At 56.5% G+C, this 18,638-nt stretch carries 9 protein-coding genes; all 9 read right to left on the bottom strand.

What is annotated here, in order from left to right:
• Nucleotides 1-248: 248 nt before the first annotated feature.
• Nucleotides 249-9,617, bottom strand: a complete 9,369-nt coding sequence (locus tag B9Z45_RS09090) for a cadherin domain-containing protein (RefSeq protein ID WP_108406912.1) — start codon at nt 9,615-9,617, stop codon at nt 249-251.
• 1,052 nt (nt 9,618-10,669) lie between these two features.
• On the bottom strand, nt 10,670-11,104 hold the full coding sequence (locus B9Z45_RS09085) for a putative toxin-antitoxin system toxin component, PIN family (protein ID WP_199221872.1): 435 nt from the start codon (nt 11,102-11,104) through the stop codon (nt 10,670-10,672).
• Complete coding sequence (locus B9Z45_RS09080) at nt 11,101-12,426, bottom strand: class I SAM-dependent RNA methyltransferase (RefSeq protein ID WP_108406911.1); 1,326 nt, start codon at nt 12,424-12,426, stop codon at nt 11,101-11,103. The genes B9Z45_RS09085 and B9Z45_RS09080 overlap by 4 nt, the downstream gene beginning before the upstream one ends.
• Before the next feature lie 13 nt (nt 12,427-12,439).
• On the bottom strand, nt 12,440-13,981 hold the full coding sequence (locus tag B9Z45_RS09075; RefSeq protein WP_108406910.1) for an RNA polymerase factor sigma-54: 1,542 nt from the start codon (nt 13,979-13,981) through the stop codon (nt 12,440-12,442).
• A gap of 37 nt (nt 13,982-14,018) precedes the next feature.
• Nucleotides 14,019-14,777: an LPS export ABC transporter ATP-binding protein gene (lptB, locus tag B9Z45_RS09070; protein ID WP_108406909.1), complete on the bottom strand. Its 759-nt coding sequence runs from the start codon at nt 14,775-14,777 to the stop codon at nt 14,019-14,021.
• Nucleotides 14,774-15,415, bottom strand: coding sequence for a lipopolysaccharide transport periplasmic protein LptA (gene lptA / locus B9Z45_RS09065; protein ID WP_108406908.1), 642 nt, complete (start codon nt 15,413-15,415; stop codon nt 14,774-14,776). The genes lptB and lptA overlap by 4 nt, the downstream gene beginning before the upstream one ends.
• Nucleotides 15,416-15,564: 149 nt before the next feature.
• Complete coding sequence (locus B9Z45_RS09060) at nt 15,565-16,209, bottom strand: thiol:disulfide interchange protein DsbA/DsbL (protein ID WP_108406942.1); 645 nt, start codon at nt 16,207-16,209, stop codon at nt 15,565-15,567.
• 28 nt (nt 16,210-16,237) lie between these two features.
• Entirely contained in the window at nt 16,238-16,888 is a 651-nt protein-coding gene (locus B9Z45_RS09055) for an SPOR domain-containing protein (protein ID WP_108406907.1), read from the bottom strand.
• 11 nt (nt 16,889-16,899) lie between these two features.
• Nucleotides 16,900-18,597: an arginine--tRNA ligase gene (gene argS / locus B9Z45_RS09050; RefSeq protein WP_108406906.1), complete on the bottom strand. Its 1,698-nt coding sequence runs from the start codon at nt 18,595-18,597 to the stop codon at nt 16,900-16,902.
• Nucleotides 18,598-18,638: the final 41 nt, after the last annotated feature.

Raw genomic sequence — 18,638 nt, 5'->3', positions numbered from 1 at the left:
TTAACATTCCGCTTTTGCAGAGGGCTGAAGTGGACCCCAAATTCCGGCCAGACTGCTTGCCCGGATACAGATTGAACCATGTCATGTGAAGTGTATTGATAACGGTATCGCGAGTCATTTCCTCGCGCAATGACCAGCCCATCATCTAAAGACTGAACAGGTCAATCACTATGGCCAGAACCAGCCAGCCTTGGGCAGAGGTGATATCGAAAAATCACCCATGCACCTAGGCGGGCAGATCTTGCCTTTCAGATGATCCAGGTCATATTTGGCGAACAGAGCTTGGATAAGGCGAAGTCAGGAAGGGAGTTGTTGACGAAGAAACCATTGAGCTCTACGGTGAAGCCCAATGCAGCGTTTGGGCCCTGACCATCGAGGTCAAAATTCAACAACAGATTGTTTCCGTCTTGACTGAGTTTGACGATATCCAGGTATGAAATACGCGAGTCGGTCGAACTGAGTAATTGATTCAGATCCAACGCGTCGCCTTCCTGCAAGCTGAAGTCGAGGATGCGACTTGCCCCCCCTTTGCTCAACAGCCCTTCTATCCGGAACACATCGCTGCTCGCCCCTCCCCTCATGGAGTGGGTGCTGTCAGTCGAACCGATGAGCAGGTCGGCACCTCCTCCGCCTGTTAGCTCATCGGCACCTCCAGCGCCGTAAACAATCACGGCGGCGGACTCGGTCGATGCATTCAAAGCATTGGCTTGGTCATTGCCAAAATACAGTGATTTATAGGTCATCTTCAAACCCAAGGGGCTGTAGATCTCAGCTTTAGACAAGTCCATGACCTGCAGGCCTGAAAAAGCGGTGTTGTAGCCCAGAGTTAAGACGGACCCGGCTAATATGGCCGTCTCTGGGCTGCGTCCGCCGAGTGTCCAGTCGGTGTAATTTGACGCTTCGTGAACGATTTTCATTCCAAAGTCCAGGGCAATGCTGCTTAATGAGACGGTAATACCAAGTGGATTGGGGCGCACAGAGCTTTGCCATTGGGTATTCAGTTGCTCAATGAACGATGCGTCCTTGACAACTTCCCACGCACTGACCTGACCCTGCAAATCAAATCTAGCGACTTCAAAGACGCCAGTCTTGTCGTAAGTGAGCAGCATGTCTTTGTTCGGATCGAAGTCAGGCAACTGCGCTGCAATGCTGGCGCTGGTTTTGAAAATTGTTTTGCCACCGTACACCATGAAATAGTCCGAGCCGTCAGCGCCCTTCGCTTGGGTATTGCCGCCCACCCAAAGCCAGTCTGCGTCATCGCCACCTTCAAGCTGCGAGTCCTGCCCGAAGCCGATCAACACATCGCTGCCCTGGTTGCCAAGTAGCAGACTGGTGCCGTCGGGTAATCCGCTGAGCCAGTCGTTGCCGTCGCCCCCAAATGCGTTTTCAACCCGTGTTCCTGCCGTAAACAATGAGCGCATGCCGTCATAACTGAGCCAGCCGCTGTAGCCCAAGCAAACCTTCAGCGCATGCGTGAGCGCCGAGCCCATGATGACATCATGACCGCCATCTCGGTCGTCCAGCCAGAGCATTTTTTGCTTGTCATTTTGAGTGGCCAAGGTCTGCCAAGTCTGGCGGCGTTCATCGGTGTAAATGTGTCGCTGGCTGACCTCGCCCTTTTCGCCGTAAAAAATCAACTGAATATCTTTGACGGTTGCGTTTGCCGAGGTGGTCCCAGCATGTGAGTATTCGATGGTCCAAGTGCCCTGCGACTCTTCTCCCCAGAACCGCTTGCTGACTGCGCTGATGATTTCATTTTGCCTGCTGCCGCCTTCGTTGGTGTTGCCTGTCATGATATGGCTGACGGTTCCTGATGGGGAAATCAGCTTAAACACCATTGTGTTGAAAGCCGGGTCCGTGTAGGTGGCTTTAACCACTACTGATTGCAGGCGTACGATTTGATCACTCGTCAATGAAATCTGGGTAACAGTTTTACCATCAGACGAAACGGTGTAGGTATTTTTGTCTTGCGAGCCTTTGAGCGTCCAGTCGACCACCGTCTCGGCTTGATAGCCGCGTAACCAATCTTTGGCAAGGCGGGTGGCGTTGTAGGCGTCCATGACGCCGAACCCTGCTGAGCGCGAAAAGTGCATGCCCACGCCATTGAGGGTACGGCCCTGGTTGAGGTAAAAACCGGACTTGTCTGGGGTTTGTCCATCTTTCAAGTAAGTAGCCCCGTAAGCCAAGATGGCCTGCACATCCCTAAACCCCAAGCCGGGGTTGATTTCCAGCATCAATGCCACAATTCCGGCCAAGTGGGGTGCGGCATGGCTGGTGCCACCCCAGCCGGGCACAGCTCCATGCAAGGCATCCCCGCTGTTGCTAAAACCCGTGATCTGACCATTGGCGTTATCTAAGGATGCAATCGCCATGTAGGCCGGCTCTTTTTTACCTGTGAGCAAACTATCGTTGGTCGTTGGGCCCCCATTGCCGCCTGAAAAAACGACAATCTGTCCCAAGCCACCACGACCTTTGGTGATTGAACTCATGTTTTCGGGTTCGCCAAAGCTGCCAAAGCTGCCATAACTAAAAGTCCAACTGTTGTTGTCAATATCGACTTGGTCGGTGGGTCCCCATATCACGCTGGCGCCATAAGCTGTACCGACAAAACTGCTGTCCCAATCACCAGCAATTCGTTGACCAACCCCCGTGCCGTGATTGGGTTCAGACCCACTGGCGCTGCCATACAGGACGTTGCCTTTCTGGAAGTCGTCATTTTGGGGGACCACATGGCTACCTTCAGCTTCAACTTTGACACCCCGGCCCGTAACGCGGTTTAAACCCATGTTCCAGGCTTCCTGAATGTGGGTGAAGTTGTTGAAATCCTCGACGCTTTGATCTGCTTTGACTTGATACCAAGTTCTGACGTTAACGGATACAGCGGTTTTCGACACATCTAGCCAACCTGTATTGGATTGTTTTTGATAGGTCAGATGAACCTCGCGATGACCACCTGCTGTTGACCGAGGTGTCGCAACAGCCAGCAAACCCCAGTCCTCAGCATTGACCGACCAAAAACCCGTCAAGGCGTCTCGCAGCCCGTGGCTGAGCGATTGCTCAGGTGCCAAGCCTTGCACCATCACCCGCCACTGGCCATTCGCCACATTGAGCGCCGGATCGCGCAGATCCAACATGACGGTGCGCCCGGCACGCACATTGATTTCTCGGCTGCTGGGATAAATGACTGGTCCCGATTCGCCAATAACCGGCATGTAAAGCCAGCTTTCGTTCTTGTTAGCATTTGTGGCACTGTCCCGTAATCCCCCGAGCGAGGTTCCAAGCCTCGCCAAATAAGAGACTTGCGATGACTCGGCGGTAAAAAGCAGTGTTCGGTTAACCCCCGTGCCCGTGATCTGACTGAGAAAGCCACCAAACGTACTGAGGTCTTGTGCGGTCAGGCTTGTGCCTAAATCCTCCGAGAATTGAGCGTTCAGAAAAATGCTTTGTGAGGGACTCAGATATTCCAGGTGAGAACTTTGGCTCTGCTGCAGCTTTAAAAGCTCGGGTGATCGCAAATCGATGCGTGCATTTTGTTCCCACAGCTTGTTGGTCGTTCCGTCGCCGTTAACTTGGAACAAGGATACCGATTGATCGGTAGTGGCATCTGGCGCTTTTTGTCCAAAGAGAGAGTTGTTTTCGTAGTAACTGTAGCGCCAATTACCTGAGGCATCAGAGCTGATGTTGGCGCTGACCGTGCCCCACTGCAGAAGCAATTTCGTATTGGCGTTGACCTTTCCATAAAATTCAATGCCTTCATACAGGGCGCTGGAACCAAAAGGCTTGATGGATGCGGTTGACGCAGCGCCAGGCCATACTATTTGCGTATTGCCCTCGATCCCTACTGCATCCTGTACAGAGATCAAGGTCAGGATGCAGCCGGCAGTCACCGTATGGTTTTTGCCAAGGGTGATCGACCAAGTAGAACTTGCACCTTTGGCAACGTATAAAGACTTTGCTACAGCATCAATCCCCCAAATCGATACGGGCAAACTCGATTGGCTCAAAGTCACCGGCGCTGAAAATTCCAACTCAATCACATCCCGTTCATCCAATGAGCCCACGACGCCGCGATCGAAGGCCCACCTCGCTTCGCTTAGGCGAGCGTTCATCGCCACAGGTCTTTGAGTCAGTGCTTGCGTTGTGATGTCAATAGATGCGGCCAGTGTAGTCAGTGCCAATGGATTCCCGCGCAGATAGATGACTTGATCTGGCTGGGAAAAATCAGCCTGCCCCGAAAGATCCACCGTCAGGCGGCTATAGGTACCCTTGCCAGCATCAAAAGGAGATGCCTGTGTCAGGCCCGTTTCTGATTTGAACCACTGACGGAGGTCGGCCCCTGCCCGATACCCCCGAAACTTAGAGGCATCGAATCGGAGCAAATCACCTTGCCGAGCATTGAAGTCGACGATGTAGTCGCTGCCGCCATCCATATCGTCACCGATCCAGACAAACGAATCCGCACCACCGCCACCCATTAGCCAATCGTTACCCCGTCCGCCTTGCAGGACATCGGCACCGGAGCCTGTGGCTTGGTTGTACAAACGCAAATCAATGTTGAGTCCACCGTTGCCCGTGCCGACCGCGTCTGAGGAGCTGTTGCCGGAGCCCATGCCATTCGTGCCCAGGCTCAGATCCCAAAGAACCTTGTCATAGACGCTACGGTTCCCGTAGGCTGCCACATTTGCTGCCGCACCATAGCTCAAGTCTGCGGTGACTGCATCGGTGTCTGAGCCAGAGTGCAGGTTCGAGCTTCGAACGCCTGCACCTCCGCGCCAGTTGTCCTCTGTCAATCCTAATCGCCGGGCCTGAAGCCCTGTGCCCAGGTTGAGCGCCCCGAGCCACGAGGAGCCACCCTCTTTACCCCCGGAATAGCCATTTCCGGCACCTATCCCTCCTTTTCCACCACTTCCGTACCAGACGGTCTCGCCTCCACCGCCGCCGCCGTACCCACCGTGCATGCCGCTGGCAGCGAAGCCGTCACCGAAAAGCAAATCATTGCCAGCACCACCCGCTAACTGATCGTCGCCTCCGCCTGCCTTGCCCGCAGTACTTCCATTAGACATCTGTCCACCGCCAGATCCATCGCCGAAAATAATGTCGTTAAGCGAGGTGCCATGAAGTTGGTCGCCGTCACCCCCGCCATCGAATTTGATCCCCTCCAAACCGGTATTGCCATTTCCGGAGCCATCGCCCCACAGGATTTTCCCTCCTGTTATTTCTAAGCGCAGTTGCTCGATGCGGTCGACGTAGGTGGGGCCATTGACCAGAGTCACTGTGCTGCTGGCGCCGTTAAATTCTTCGGTAACAAGCAAGTTGGGATCCGTTACATCCAAAGTTCCCCGCATGTCCTCCTGGATCTCGGCCATAGTTCGAGCATCTTTGTATATCCGGATGCCAGCGACTTGTCCATCAAAATAGGGGTCCTGCGACCAGTTGCTTTTACCGATGTAATTCTTTGTTCGCTCTAACGATTGCAACGACCCTGTCAGTACAGAAGCAGCAATTATTTGACCATCTATGTAAACAGTTGCCAACCCGTTGGAGTCAACGGTTGCCGCCACGTGGGTCCATGCGGCTGTTTTTAGATGATTGGAGGCAATTGGAATCCGCAATACTTCGCGGTATGCTGAACTAACGTATAAATAGTTTTGGGCAAGGATGATGTTGTCAGCTCCAGCGTCGTTTCCCAGGTCAAATATTCGTGCATTCGTTTTGATGGTATCGGCTTGGTACCAGGCTTCTAACGTAAAGCTAGATCCTAAGGTCAAGCTACCTAGGTTCGCATAGTCGTTGAGGCCATCAAGATCAAGCGCTTTGCGCTCACTGCCTGATAACGTGAAACCTATGCGTTCAATGTCTCGCCCAATTCCTGTGGCGAGCGGAGTATAGACAAGTTTGGACAGATCAGCGGATTCAATGGGTTGATTCACTCTGACGTTTACCCCATCCAATTTCAAGAGGCCATTGGACGGCAATTTTTTGATCACTATTTTCTGGTTCGTGCTGTCTGCTTGCGAGCCCTGAGTAAAGTCGTACAACGTCAAGTTCAGGGGCGTGTTCATCTCCAGACTGACCTGATTGATTCCCTCGCTTGTATTCGTGACGCCGATTGAAAAAATTTTGCTTGTATTCAATATCCCATTGGTGCAGTTGACGGTGATGCTGTAACTGCTTTTGGTTTCGTAGTCTAGGGCGGCGCCCACGTAGTACAAGACCGCTTCACGGATTTCAAAGCTCTTACTATCCTGGCCCGATAGGGATAAAGTTGTGCTGGAGAGGTTCTCTTCCAAAATGGATATCTGTCCAATTCGTATGCCATCTCCTACTGCTGCTGTGTTTTCCCGCATTTTGTTTGCCGAAAGTGAAATTGATTTAACCCCTTCGCTGACGTTGGTCACAGTAACGGTGAATGTTTGACTCTTCGCCAAAGAGCCCTCGCTGCTTGTGACGGTGAGGTTGTAACTGCTCAGGGCTTCATAGTCTGGGTTGGCGCCTATGTAGTAGAGCGCACCGTTTCGGATTTCAAAGTTCTGCGCATCAGCGCCTGACAATGTCAAAACGTTGTCGCGAGTCAGGTCTGGATCTTCAACAAGAACGATCTGCCCGATCAATACCCCATCGCCGACAGCGATGTTCTCAGACAGGTGACTGTCAGAAAGCTCGATCGAAGAAGGTAATTCGGCAACGTCGATCACGGCGACGTTGACGGCGCTCTCTGCCGTCAGTGTTCCGCTGACACCCGTATTCGTGGCCACCACAGTAAAGCTGTAGCTGGCCTTGGCCTCGTAGTTCGCGCTGGCCTTTAAGGTGACTGCGCCTGTGGTGCTGTCAATGTTAAGCAAGGCTACATCGCCCGTGAGCGCTTTGAGGCTGTACACCACCGATTTGTTAGCCGCAGTGCCGTCGGCATCTGTCGTGCTGGCGGTGTAGATGGCCTGCGTCGTGGTCGCGTTTTCTGCAACGGTGCCGCTGGCGCCGCTTTTAAACACCGGCGCGTTGTCGTTCAGGTCGGTGACGCTCAGGATCAAGGTCTGTTTGGCGGTCAGGTTTCCCGTGCCGCTGTCGGTAGCGATGACGGTGAAACTGTAGCTTGGCGTGACTTCAAAGTTGGCTGAATTCTTCAGGGTTACCGTGCCGTTGTTGGCGTTGATGACCAATTTGTCCGCATCGGTGCCCGAGAGGCTGTAGGTCAGGGTCTGGTCGGCGTCCACGTCTTTGGCCGACGCGGTGTAGACCGTCGTGCTGATATCGGCGTTTTCTGCAACCGTGGCTGTGTCGAATGAGGAGATGACAGGCGCTTCGTTCTCATCGGTAAGTCTCAGTGTATAAATGATGCCCACGGCTGTGCTGCCCGATACGGTGCGGTCGACCACATTAACGGTGACGGCGTAGCTGGCCTTGTTTTCATAGTCCAGCTTCACGCCAGCCTTGAGGTACAGGACGGTCCCCACCACTTCGAAGTGGCCTTCATCAAAGCCCGTGAGCGTGATGTCGTTGGTACCCATCGGATCGTCTGTGACCCTAATGTCAGCCACCTTTGTGCTGCTGGCTGTGTTTGTGTTTTCTGCCAAACTGGTGATCGTATTGGTTAGGGTCACAGCGGTGGGCGCGTCGTTGCCGTCAACCAGTTGAGACAATATGTTGGCCAGGTTACTGGGCACCTTGTTGCTGCTTTTCAGGGTGCTGAGGCTGTCTTGCGCTGAAGCTGCCAATTCCGCACTCAGTCTTGGCGTACCGTTGATGACGGTGATACCCTCGGCCAGCGCTTGCGTGAGGTGTGCTGTTTTCTGGCCACTGGTTTCCTCCATCTTGCTGAGGGTGTGCAGGGCCACGTCATACAAGTTGACATCTGCTTTGGCTGCGCCATGGGCGTCTATGGTCGTTACCGGAGTGGTGCTTAGAAGGTCTGCACCATTCAGAAACAGTGCGGCCACCTCTGAGTTGCTTTTGGCGATGGCGGTGGCGACGGGGGCTTTGGGTAAGGCGTCGGTGACCCCTGCCCTCCGGGCCGCTATGTCGGTCAGCGGCGTGATGTGGGCGGTCATGGTGGCGCCCTGCCCGAGGGTGAGAACGGTCATCAGGACTGGCATTGTTTTCAATCGCCCCGTGGCCGCGTCCATGTACTGTGGCACGTCTGAGTCGGACGCATCTTTATCGTGCACCTTGAGCACCACGCTGGTCTGGTTAACCAGCGTGAGGCTGTAAGAACCATAGTCAGTGACCGTGGCGCTGCCGACCAGTTTGCCGGCGGCGTCGTAGGCGTGGACCACCAGATCGCCACCGGGGTTGCCCGTCAGCGGGCCAGCCACGATGCGGCCCTGTACGGTCGCGACTGAGCCGAATGTCGCCAGGATGGCGGCTTTGAGTTCTGCGGCAGTAGTGAACTCGAGGTATTTGATCCCCGGGACCCCATTGCCACCATTGGTGATGGTTGCCAGCACCGTCTGAAGGGTGTCAGTGACTTGTGTGGGTACCAAGCCAAAGTCCATAAGGTTTTTCAGAGTGAGGTTGCTTTTACTGCTGTTGCCGGTAGCAACGAGCTGCATGACTCCTTCATAGGTGCTGACTAACCGGTCCACCTCTTGCACGGTTGGCGGTGTCGAGCCGGGCTGTGCCTTGATGGCCTGGCTGACCAAGGTGGCGATGTTGGAGGTGACCTCAGTGCTGTTAACTTTGTATTTGACGTCCTCCACAACAACGCCAATAGTGGCCAGGGCGGTCTTGGTCAGGGCGTTGGCACTGATGGCGTTGCCGGCCATGGCCTGCAGGTTGTCCAGAATGCCTTTCATGGCGAGCAGTTCGGCGGGGTTGTCGCTGCTGGCGCCCACCACGGTGGCAGTTTTGAGGGCGCTGTTGAGGGCGGTGACCTGGGTCTCACTAAGGTTGGTCAGGCCCACACTGGCGTAGTCCCTGGCGGTGGGGGCCCTGTAGAGGGCCAGGTAGTTGCCGTTGTTGTTGGCATAAGCCTCGATGACCAATTGCGCCTTGCCTGCAGCGGTGACCAGAATTTGCAGTTCGGTCAGGGAGTCTGTGGCACTGCCGTCATCTGCCTGTGCAGCCAGGGCGCTGAGCACGGCGGGTAAGTTTTTGGTGGTGATGCCGCTCAAGCCCAGGCTTTGCAGGTTGGCCACGGTCAGTGCGCTGACCGGTGTTGTGCCTGCGACCACGGCTTGCAGGGTGTTGGTGGCGTTGACCAGGGTTTGCAGCTCGCCAATCGAGTCCACGCCGCTGCGGGTTTTGCCGCCGACGACGGCGTTGAGCAGGTTGAGGGTATTGCCGCTGGCAGCTTTGCCAAGAGACACGCCGATCTTGGTGTAGTCAGCTGCCTGAGGGCGTGTGCCGCTGTCGGACAGAGTGCCGTTGGCCCAGTTGAGGATGGTGTTGTAGGACGCGACCAGTAAAGCGATGGCGGCAGTGTTGTTGAGCTGCGCGGCGGTCACGCTGGTAGAGGCCAGAGCTGAGTTGATGGCGGCCAAGTTCAGGCTTGTGACCAGCAGTTTGCCGCTGGCGTCTTTGATGCCTGCGTCGGTGTAGGTGCTGAGGGTGGGCGCTGCTCCGGAGTTGTTGGTTGCGTAGTCTTGGATCTGCTTGAGTGCTGCTGCCGGTGTGATAGCCATGATGATTCCTTAGTTTGTTTATAATAAACAAATATTACTTTTTTAGGTATTTTAATATTCAGTATTGCATTAATTGCTTGTTAAATATCTAAAAGCAACTTTTTGAACTTGAAAGTTCAAGAAAAACTGATAGCCTTGTGACCCGAAAACCGTACTCCTCAGCGGATAGCCCAACATCACTATCAAGTAAGAGAAGATGGTTTGGACGGAATGGGTATGTTCGATGTAACCTTGCCCCCGAAAAACGTACTGCTTAGCTAATGATTAAAAATCAGTTCAAGAAGAACGCAATGAGTGAGACGAGAAAACGGGCCAAGTACACGCTGGAGTTAAAGATGTAAGCCGCCGGACTGATCAGAGGGAGTCATGTGGCGGTGGTCACGGACAAGGTGCCTGGTACCCCCAGGCAGAAGCTGGAGAACGGGGTCAGGCTCGACGGCAAGGTCAAGATGCTCGCGACAAGCGCGTGAGTGCCAAGCAAATGGAAATGACCCGGCTGTGGTTGTAACTTGCCAGAGTCAAGATGAGGCCCGAAAGCCTAATAAAACGACGACGTATTTCGAAAGTAAAGAGCCGGGGCTCGTTCTCAGGCGATGAGGCACTGTTGAAGTTGTTCTACCTGGCGCTGAATAGACACGGTTTGCCATTAAGTTCTGAGGCCGCATACCCAAGGACTTATACCAGCCCCTGCACTCAAAACTCGTGAGCTCTCGGCCTTGGGTCGCAATTGTCGCAATACCTGCTTTGGCGCTCGCAGAGCATGATCGCTTTGGGGCAGCGTTTCAACGCCAACATCTAGACGCAAGCATCCACGCCCAAGACCTTGGCCCAACCACGCTTGGATCAACTACTCATGGGCAAAATTGAGATTTTCAGCCTCGATTTTTTGGTATTCGTGGCCAACAGTGCGTACATGGCTGCGGGCCTGATAGTCTGGCCGCAGACTTCCGTTAAGGTTCACGCTATAGCCTAAATCAAAGATGCGTAAACGGCATTGCAAGACCTTCGCGCAGATGAAGGCTGTCCCTAAAAAAGCTGCGTAAACTGAGTGCTCAGGCTGTGACGGGGTTCAGTGTGACGCCGCAGCGTGCCAGGCGTTTTTTCATGCACAGCACTTGCGCGTCTTTGCTGTGCAGGGCGGCGGTGTGGGTCACGGCCAGGTCAATGAATTTTTGATCGTCGGGGTCTTTGCAGACGTATTCTGCTTTGGGGGCATCGGGGTGCATTTGTGCCCAGCGGTCAAAGTTGCCGAGCACGGTATCGGCGGGTATTTCGCGGTGCGTCAGTCGTTTGGCGATTTGCGGGTAGCAGAGCACGCGGGCCAGTTCTTCTCGCATGGCGGCAGTCGCCAGCCAATGCGTGTTACCCGCCTCAACGCTCACGCGCAGCGCTTCGGCCTTGGGCTCGTCAAACACCCACAGGTCGAGCACGATGTTGGTGTCCAGCACACGACGTACCGGGGCGCTTTCAATCTGATCAACGGTCATGGCGCAGGCGCTTCGGGTGCCCCTGGGTTGTCTACAGAAGCGTCGGTTGGCGTGCGTTTATGGCTGCCCTTGACCATGTCAAAGCGAAACAAGCGGCATTCGATGGGGCCGTTCCACATGGGCACGCGGCGCGATTCCTTCAGGCGCATCTTGCCGGGCAGTTTCAGATCGGGCGTCAGCATCCAGGCGCTCCAGCCGGTGTAGTTTTTCTTCCAGTGGCTGGCCAGTTGTGCAAAAAATTCGCTGCCATCGTCGGTAGGTGCGGTTTGTGAGGTTTCTCGGTGGTGGCCAGGTTCAGCCGCCCGTGTGCTGGAGCGCGCGTCAGACATGGCCCCTGGCTCAAACCCTTCGCGTCCACGACCTGCGACACCGGCGGCTGCAATGCGCTCGCCGTAGGGCGGGTTGAGCAGCATCACGCCCGGTGTTTCGCAAGGCGGCATGCGTTGCAGTGCGTCGCCACCCCGAAAAGCCACCACCCCGGATACGCCTGCACGCTCGGCGTTGCGTTCGGCAAAGTCGACCATCCTGAAGGCCACATCGCTGCCAAAAACGGGCGCGGTAGGTTCATGTTCGTTGTCGCGGGCTTCCTCGACCAGGCCTTGCCAGACATGGTTTTGAAAGGGCAGCAGTTTTTCGAAGCCAAAGCGGCGTTGCAAACCGGGGGCAATACCGCAGGCGATTTGCGCCGCTTCGATCGGGATGGTGCCGCTGCCGCAGCAGGGGTCGTACAAAGGCACGGTGCCGTCCCAGCCGCTGGCGGCGATCATGGCGGCAGCCAGCGTTTCCTTCAAAGGCGCATCGCCCTTTTCTGTGCGCCAGCCGCGCTTGAACAAGGGCTCGCCCGAGGTGTCGATGTACAGCGTGAGGGTTTCGGGTGTGACGTGCGCATAGATGCGCACATCGGGCCAGGTGGTGTCCACGCTGGGGCGTTCGCCGCGCTTGGCGCGAAAGCGGTCGGCCACGGCGTCTTTGATTTTCAGGGCAGCAAAGTTCAGGCTGTTGAGCGGGCTGTGCTGCGCTGTGATGTCGATCTTGAAGGTCTGCTTGGGCGTGAACCAAATCTCCCAGGCCACTTCGCTGGCGGCGTTGTACAGGTCGTTTTCGTTGCGGTAATCGGTGACCGAGAGTTGCACCAGCACGCGCTGTGTCAGGCGGCTGTGCAGGTTGATGCGCATCGCATCGCGCCATGAGGCGCGGGCCATCACACCGCCACGCCCGGTCATCAGGTCTTGGCCCGTGAGGCCGGTGATGGCGTGCACTTCGTCGGCCAAAAAGCCCTCCACGCCAGCGGCACAAGGCATGAACAAGTTCAATGAATTCACGGGAGCATTCTTCTCAAAGGGTTTTGCGCAGGTTCGCGGGGGCAATCTTCAGCGCTTCGCGGTATTTGGCTACCGTGCGCCGTGCGCAGTCGATGCCTTGCTCTTTCAGCATTTCGGATATTTGGTTGTCGGACAGTGGCTTGGCCGGTTTTTCGGCGGCCACGAATTGCTTGATCAGGGCGCGCACGGCGGTGCTCGAAGCAGCGCTGCCGCTGTCAGTGCCCAGGCCTGAGCCAAAGAAATACTTCAGCTCAAACGTGCCTTGCGGTGTAGACATGTATTTGGCGGTGGTCACGCGGCTGATGGTGGACTCATGCATGCCCAGCTCATCGGCGATCTCACGCAACACCAGGGGCCGCATGGCCAGCTCGCCGTGGGTCAAAAAGTTTTTTTGCCGCTCGACGATGGCTGTCGAGACGCGCAAGATGGTGTCAAAGCGCTGCTGAATGTTTTTGATGAACCAGCGGGCTTCTTGTAGGCGTTGCTGCAATCCGGCGTGGTTGTCGCCCTTGCCACCGCGCAGCGCGTTGGCATAGATGTCGTGTACGCGCAGTTTGGGCATCACGTCAGGGTTGAGCTGGATGCGGAACTTGGGTGTGGCCGTTTTGCTGATGTTGACCACCAGCACATCGGGAATGATGATGTTCTGCTCGGCCAAAGCAAATGGGCGACCTGGCTTGGGCTCCAGTCTGGCGATGAACGGGATCGCTGCTTTGACCACGGACTCGTCCAGGCCGCATGCCACGGCCAGGCGTTTGTAGTCACGCTTGGCCAGCATCTCCAGTGGATGAGCGCAAACGGCCAGCGCAGCTTGTGCGACCTCGTCGTCGGGGTCTTCTTGCAGCAAGGCCTTGATTTGGATGCGCATGCATTCGGCCAGATCGCGTGCGCCCACGCCCACAGGTTCAAGCGACTGCAGCAAGCCCAGCGCCACGGTGAAGCGGTGCACCAGTTCGTCCAGTTGCTCAAAGTCGTCGGCGCCTGCCAGGCTCGAAGCCAGTTCTGGCAAGGTGTCGGTCAGGTAGCCATCGTCGTTGAGTGACTCGATCAGAAAGCGCAGGGCTGCGCGGTCGATTTCAGACAGGCGCAGCGACAGGGCTTGGCGGTGCAAAAAATCGGTGAGTGAGCCACTGCTGCGGGCCAGGTCAATGGCATCGGCTGTTTCTTCGCCGTTGTTCTGGCGTGGCACGGCGTCACCACCCCATTCGCTGTCGTCGGGGCGCATGTCCACGCTGCCATCGCCATCCCAGCTTTCGGCCACATCGGTCACGGCTTCTTCGCGTGTTTCGCTGGGGCTGTCATCGCTGCTGCTGGACGAGCTGGCGCTTTCACTCACGCGGTCGCCCAGGCTGACATGGGTGTCTGCCTGGTCCAGGCCAAAGGCTTCGGCAGGGGCTTCTTCTTCAGCGCGCTCCAGAAAAGGGTTGTCGTCCAGCATCTGGTCGACTTCTTGCGACAACTCCAGCGTGGACAGCTGTAACAGGCGGATCGATTGTTGCAACTGGGGCGTGAGCGCCAGGTGCTGGGACATGCGCAGCGACAGACCGGGCTTCATGCCTGCGCTTTCATGTTGATGGCATTTGATTTGTTCATCACATCCTGAAGTGTTCGCCCAGGTACACCCGGCGTACATCGGCGTTGGCCACAATTTCGTCAGGCGTTCCTTCGGCCAGCACACGGCCTTCGCTGATGATGTAGGCGTGGTCGCAAATGCCCAGGGTCTCGCGCACGTTGTGGTCTGTGATCAGCACGCCAATGCCGCGTTGCTTGAGAAAGGCGATGATTCGCTGGATTTCGATGACGGCAATCGGATCAATGCCCGCGAAGGGCTCGTCGAGCAAGATGAAGCGCGGGTTGGTGGCGAGTGCGCGGGCAATTTCCACCCGGCGGCGTTCCCCCCCGGACAATGACATGGCCGGAGAATCGCGCAAATGGGCGACTCGCAAATCGTTCAACAATTCGTCCAGGCGTTTTTCCAGGTCGACACTTTCCAGGGGTGCACCTTGTGCATCGGTCTGCAACTCCAGAATGGCCCGCACGTTCTCGGCGACGGACAACTTGCGAAAAATCGAGGCTTCCTGGGGCAGATAAGACAAGCCCATGCGCGAACGTTTGTGGATCGGCAGACGTGTCACGTCCTGTCCATCGATCAGGATCTGTCCGCCATCCCCGCGTACCAAGCCCACGATCATGTAAAAAGAAGTGGTCTTGCCAGCGCCGTTGGGGCCCAGCAGGCCCACCACTTCGCCTTTGTCGACTTGAACAGACACGTCATGAACCACCTTGCGGCTGCCATAGGCCTTTTTCAGGTGGCGCGCTTCCAGCCGACTGGTGACAAGCGGCTCACTCATGGCTTTTTGCTTTCAAGGGCATTGGGGCTGAGCCGCAATATCGGTGCTGCCGGTGTGGCTGGTGCCGTCGCCGGAACTGCGTTGGGTGCGGCAGTTGTTTTTCGGGGGGTCAGCACGGCGCGAACACGCTGATCGCGGCCGTTGGTGGCTTGGGCGCCTTTGGGCATGCCGTCCACCGTCATCACTTCGGTTGTGTTGTTGAAGACGATTTTTTGGCCATTGAGTTGATCGGCCACCTCGGTGCCCCGCAAAACCCGGACCTCAGCCCGATGTATCAACGTCACGACGTCAGCTTGGCTGTCATAAATCGCCATTTCGCCTTCACCTTCGGTGAATTCGTCCAGGCCTTCCCGTTTTTGGCGGAAAAACACGCGCTCGTTGGGGGCAGCCCAAATTTGCGCAATTTGTTGGCCTTGTTTGTTTTGCTGCACTTCCATGCGCGCGCCACGCAGCACCATGGTTCCTTTGAGTGCAACCACCTGGCCCGTGAACTGGGTGAGCATTTTGTTCTCGTCGTGCCGCATGGCATCCGCCTCAATCAGCATGGGCTTGTCGCGGTCGGCTTTCTCGGCCCAAGCCGGTAGGCTGAGGCAGCACAGCCCCGAAGCAAGGAGGCCGATGGCACGGAGGAGTTTCATTGAGGGCATGAATCTTGCTGGTAATGGCTTTTGATTGTAGGCTCAAGCGCACCCGAAACCTTACGAATGCATTGATTCGGGCATAAAAAAGCCCACCGTTTTGATGCGGCGGGCTTGTGGAGAGGCATCTCGCCTGGGGTGGAATGCGCTCAACGGCCTTGGCGAACCTGCGCAATCAAGGATTCAGCCACTTTCAGGGCACGGTCCATGCTGCCCGCCAGCGTTCCATCGATGTAGTAGCGTCCGGCAACGCCCAGCGAGGGCACGCCCTCCACCTTGAAATCATTTTGCAGCTGAACCGCTCGCTTGAGTTTGGTGGCCACACCAAATGATTTGTAGGTTTCGTTGAATTTGGCTTTGTCCACGCCTTGCTTTTCGGCCCAGGCCAGTACGCTGGCATCGGTGTTCAGAAGCAGTTTTTCCACATGTATCGCACTGAACACCTTGGGGTGCAAGCTGTCCATCAAATTCATGGCTTCAATTGTGAAAAACAGGCGCTGCTGGGGTGCAAAGTCATCGCGAAACGACACCGGGATGCGCCGCACCAAGACGTCTTTTGGGGCATTTCTGACCCATTGGGCAAAATTCGATTCAAAAGCGTAACAGTGTGGGCAGCTGTACCAGAAGAACTCGATGACCTCGACCTTGCCCCCACTCGTTTCGGTGGCGACCGGGCGATCCAGTGTCAGAAAGTCTTTGCCCGACTTGAACAAGGCCGCTTGGGACCAAGCCGCAGGGGCGCTCAGCCAAGCGCTTGCGGTCACCAGGGCAGAAGAGAAGAAACGGCGTTTCATGGGCATGCTCCAAATGGACAGGGCGGGTTCATCGTTGAACACGCACCAAAGTGTTTTCAATGCTGCTGCTTTCCAAGCGAGTGCGGATGCGTTCAGCAGCGGCTTTGTCGGCAAAGGGCCCCAAGCGTACGCGGTAAACCGTGCGCCCGGCTTGATCTCGTTCAGAGATTTTGGCGTCCAGACCCATCAGGGTGAGTTTGGCTTTTTGGGCATCGGCATCGCCGCTGGTCCGGTAGGCGCCCACCTGGATGACGTAATCAAACGGATCGGCGGAAGGGCTGGAAGGGGCGGGGGTGGAAAGCCCGGATTTGGATTTGGCCAAATCGCCCAGGGGATCGGCAGTGACGGCAGGACGCGGCTCTGTTTTGGGCGCCTCGGCGGCGCTCTTGCTGGCTGAGCCGGGCAATGTTTTGTCGCTGGCAGCTTCCGGGGCCGGAGCAGCGGGTGCAGCCGGCGTTTCTGCTGGCGCTTTGGGCTGGAACACGCCATTCGGATTCCAGTCCTTGTTTTTCTCGATCTCCTGCGCGTCCTGGTCGTTGGTGCGGGGCTGGTTCTTGTTGGAAAAAGGCGTGGGCACCTTGGTGACATAGATGGCCACGCCCAAAGCCACGCCCAGGCCCAGCACCAGCCCAATGAAAAGGCCCAAAAAAGTACCGCCGCGTTGGGGGTGGAGTCTCATGCCAGTTCCATTCACATTTTTTGAGGTGCAGACACGCCCAGCACCTTCAGTCCGTTGCGCAAAACCTGCGCTGTGGCAGCGACCAAGGCCAAGCGGGCGTTTTTAACAGGGATGTCGTCCACCAGAATACGCTCGGCATCGTAGTAGCTGTGGTACAGCGATGCCAGGTCGCGCAAATAGAAAGTGACATCGTGTGGGGCAAAGTCGGTGGCCGCCGATGTCAGCATCTCGGGGTATTTGGCCAGGGCCAGCATCAGTGCATGGGCCTGAGGGCTTTGCAGCGGTGACAGATTTACTTTGGCCAACGTGCTCTGGTCACCACCGTCTTTGTCTTTCCAGGCAGCCAGCACGGAGCAGATACGGGCATGCGCGTATTGCACGTAATAGACCGGGTTGTCGTTGTTTTGTGCCAGTGCCAGGTCGATGTCAAAGATGTATTCGGTGTCGGGCTTGCGCGACAGCAAAAAGAAACGCACGGCATCCTTGCTGGTCCACTCGATCAGGTCGCGAAGTGTGACGTAGCTGCCTGCACGTTTGGAGATCTTGACCTCTTCGCCACCGCGCATCACGCGCACCATAGTGTGCAGAACATAGTCGGGGTAGCCTTCGGGAATGCCGACATGGGCCGCCTGCAGGCCCGCACGCACGCGGGCGATGGTGCCGTGGTGGTCCGTGCCCTGAATGTTCACCACCCGGGTAAAGCCGCGCTCCCATTTGGTGATGTGGTACGCCACATCGGGCACAAAGTAGGTGTAGCTGCCATCGCCTTTGCGCATGACACGGTCTTTGTCGTCGCCGTAGTCGGTGGACTTGAGCCAAAGGGCGCCATCGTGCTCGTAGGTTTTGCCCACATCGCGCAGTTTTTGCACAACCGCATCGACCTTGCCGCTGGTGTAGAGGCTTGATTCCAGGTAGTAATTGTCAAACTGGACATCAAAGGCCTTCAAATCAAGGTCTTGTTCGTGGCGCAGATAGGCCACCGCAAACAGGCGCATGCCGTCCAGGTCATTCACATCCCCGCTGCCAGTGAATTCGCGGTCGTCGGATCGGACGGTCTTTTTGGCCAAAAAGTCGTTGGCAATGTCCTGGATGTAGTCGCCGTTGTAGGCCGGGGCATTTTCGCCACTGGGCCATTCGGCGTCGCCGGGCTTGAAGCCCTTGGCGCGCAACTGGGTCGAGCTGGCCAGGGTGCCGATCTGCACCCCCGCATCGTTGTAATAAAACTCGCGGTAGACCTGCTGCCCTTGTGTGGCCAGCAAATTGCAGATGGCGTCGCCCAAAGCCGCTTGGCGGCCATGGCCCACATGCAGCGGACCGGTCGGGTTCGCAGAGACGAACTCCACCAGAACCTTTTCGGCTTGAGCTGGCTGGTGTCCAAAACAATCGGCCGCTTGCAGCACCTCGTGCACCACAGCCTGTTTGGCCGCGTCCTTGAGGCGGATGTTGATGAAGCCCGGCCCAGCGATCTCGATGGCATCGACCCAGCGCTCGAAGGCGGGGGTCAGCAACAGGGCGGTGCGCAGAGTCTCGGCCAGTTGCCGGGGGTTTTGCTTGAGGGCTTTGGCCAGTTGCATGGCCGCCGTGCAAGCCAGGTCGCCATGGGCGGCCACTTTGGGGGATTCGAAGGCCGCGCGCGCACCGGCGCCGGTGTGAAGTTTCTCAAGCTCGGCGGCCAGGGCGGTGAGCAAATGTTGTTTGGCAAAAAGCATAAGGTCTGATTTTACGGTCTGGGCCTGAAATGCCCGATTGC

It is taken from the genome of Limnohabitans sp. 2KL-17 (genome assembly GCF_003063415.1).
Lineage (GTDB): Bacteria > Pseudomonadota > Gammaproteobacteria > Burkholderiales > Burkholderiaceae_C > Limnohabitans_A.
Note: the sequence above shows the minus strand (reverse complement) of the source record. Positions and strands in the feature narration are given on the sequence as shown.

Excerpts from the sequence above, each read along its gene's own strand:
- B9Z45_RS09090 (WP_108406912.1), bottom strand. The coding sequence starts at position 9,617 with ATGGCTATCACACCGGCAGCAGCACTCAAGCAGATCCAAGACTACGCA.
- B9Z45_RS09085 (WP_199221872.1), bottom strand. The coding sequence starts at position 11,104 with ATGACCGTTGATCAGATTGAAAGCGCCCCGGTACGTCGTGTGCTGGAC.
- B9Z45_RS09075 (WP_108406910.1), bottom strand. The coding sequence starts at position 13,981 with ATGAAGCCCGGTCTGTCGCTGCGCATGTCCCAGCACCTGGCGCTCACG.
- lptB (WP_108406909.1), bottom strand. The coding sequence starts at position 14,777 with ATGAGTGAGCCGCTTGTCACCAGTCGGCTGGAAGCGCGCCACCTGAAA.
- lptA (WP_108406908.1), bottom strand. The coding sequence starts at position 15,415 with ATGAAACTCCTCCGTGCCATCGGCCTCCTTGCTTCGGGGCTGTGCTGC.
- B9Z45_RS09060 (WP_108406942.1), bottom strand. The coding sequence starts at position 16,209 with ATGAAACGCCGTTTCTTCTCTTCTGCCCTGGTGACCGCAAGCGCTTGG.
- B9Z45_RS09055 (WP_108406907.1), bottom strand. The coding sequence starts at position 16,888 with ATGAGACTCCACCCCCAACGCGGCGGTACTTTTTTGGGCCTTTTCATT.
- argS (WP_108406906.1), bottom strand. The coding sequence starts at position 18,597 with ATGCTTTTTGCCAAACAACATTTGCTCACCGCCCTGGCCGCCGAGCTT.